Source organism: Pseudomonas sp. BS-2016 (genome assembly GCF_001806145.1).
Taxonomy (GTDB): Bacteria; Pseudomonadota; Gammaproteobacteria; order Pseudomonadales; family Pseudomonadaceae; genus Aquipseudomonas; species Aquipseudomonas lundensis.
Map to the genome: position 1 here is coordinate 1 of NZ_MLCT01000131.1, position 1,558 is coordinate 1,558.

Annotated in this window: 3 protein-coding genes; all 3 read left to right on the forward strand. The window is 61.5% G+C overall.

Annotated elements, in window-relative coordinates; genetic code table 11:
* Nucleotides 1-178 (forward strand): hypothetical protein (locus BKD70_RS24555; RefSeq protein ID WP_139145809.1); only part of this gene is annotated, 178 nt, incomplete at its 5' end.
* Nucleotides 178-1,173 (forward strand): esterase-like activity of phytase family protein, encoded by a 996-nt coding sequence (locus BKD70_RS22985; RefSeq protein WP_070415467.1) that lies wholly within the window; start codon nt 178-180, stop codon nt 1,171-1,173. The genes BKD70_RS24555 and BKD70_RS22985, both read left to right, overlap by 1 nt.
* Nucleotides 1,174-1,243: 70 nt before the next feature.
* Nucleotides 1,244-1,558: DNA gyrase subunit A (locus BKD70_RS22990; RefSeq protein ID WP_305879751.1), on the forward strand; the 315-nt coding region annotated here is incomplete at its 3' end.

The window sequence follows — 1,558 nt, forward strand, 5'->3', positions numbered from 1 at the left end:
CCCGCCGCAACTGCGCGAAACCACCATGGACCCGAACACCCGGCGCCTGGTGCAGTTGACCCTGGAAGACTTCGCCGCTACCTCGGAAATGATGGACATGCTGCTGGCTAAGAAACGCGCTGGCGACCGCAAGACCTGGCTTGAATCCAAAGGCAACCTGGCCGAGGTTCTGGGCTGATGCGCACAGGCTTCGCCCTGGCGATCCTGATGTTGAGCGGGCTGGCGGTCACCCAGGTGGCCGCAGCCAGCGTGGCAGAGCTCAAGCTGGTCTCGGAACACCCGGTTGACGGCATGCGCGGTGGGAACCTGTCGGGCCTGGCGTTGTGTGGCAACGAGCTGTGGACGGTTTCGGACCGCGATGACGACCAGATTTACCGCCTGGATACCCGTGCGCCGACGTGGAGCGCGCAAGCGCTGAAGATCGACGTGCCGCCCGTGCCCGAGTCCGGCCTGCCTTGGGGCTTGCGTTCGCGCACCAAGGCCGCTTCGTTCATACGTGGTGGTGACCTGGACTTTGAAGGCATCAGCTGTGATACCGCAGGCAACCGTTACATTGTCAGCGAAGCCCATGCCGCGGTGTTGCAGGTGCCCGCGACGGGCGCGCCGGAGTGGTTGAAAATCGCGCCGGGCATGGTGCGTGAAGCCAGGGCTAGTGGCATGTTGCTGCACTTTAATGCCTTGTTCGAAGGCCTGGCGGTAAACCCTGAAGGCAATCAGATCTGGCTGGCTGCCGAGCGTGAACGCCGTGGCCTGGTCTCGATCAAGCGTGGGCAGAGCGTATGGGATTGCGATGGTCGTTGTGTATTGTTGAGCGAGGCCGGCCAGGAAGTGCAGCCGGCGCAGTTCCCCAACGCCAAGGCCGTGTCCAAGGACTTTGCCGACTTGTCGCTGTTCAACGGCAAGCTGTTTACCCTGGAGCGTAATGCGTTTCAGATCTGCCGGCGCGACCCGCTCACGGCCAAGGTTGAGCTGTGCTGGTCGTTTGCCGACGAAACCCTGACGCCACAGCGACGTTACCCACAGTCGTATGGCCTGGCTGAGGCCCTGTTGGTGGATGCCGACGGTGCCTGGGTCGGGATCGATAACAATTTCGGCCCGCGTGACGATGGTGAAAAACGTCCGATGGTCTATCGTTTTGCCGCTCCGGATGGCGGCTGGAGTGCCCAGCCATGAGTCGAGATTTTTTTGAATTGAATCAGCGCAGCGGCAGTTCCGCTGCGCCTTACCCCATGATGAGGCCCGCATGAGTGACATCCTCGCAGACAGCTTAGATGGCGTAGAACGCCGGTCGCTGGCTGAATTCACCGAAAATGCCTACCTCAACTACTCCATGTACGTGATCATGGACCGTGCCTTGCCGCATATCGGCGACGGCCTGAAGCCCGTGCAACGGCGCATCATCTACGCCATGAGTGAGTTGGGCCTGGACGCCGATTCCAAGCACAAGAAGTCGGCGCGTACCGTCGGTGACGTGCTGGGTAAGTTCCACCCTCACGGCGACTCGGCGTGCTATGAAGCCATGGTGCTGATGGCCCAGCCGTTCAGCTACCGCTATACC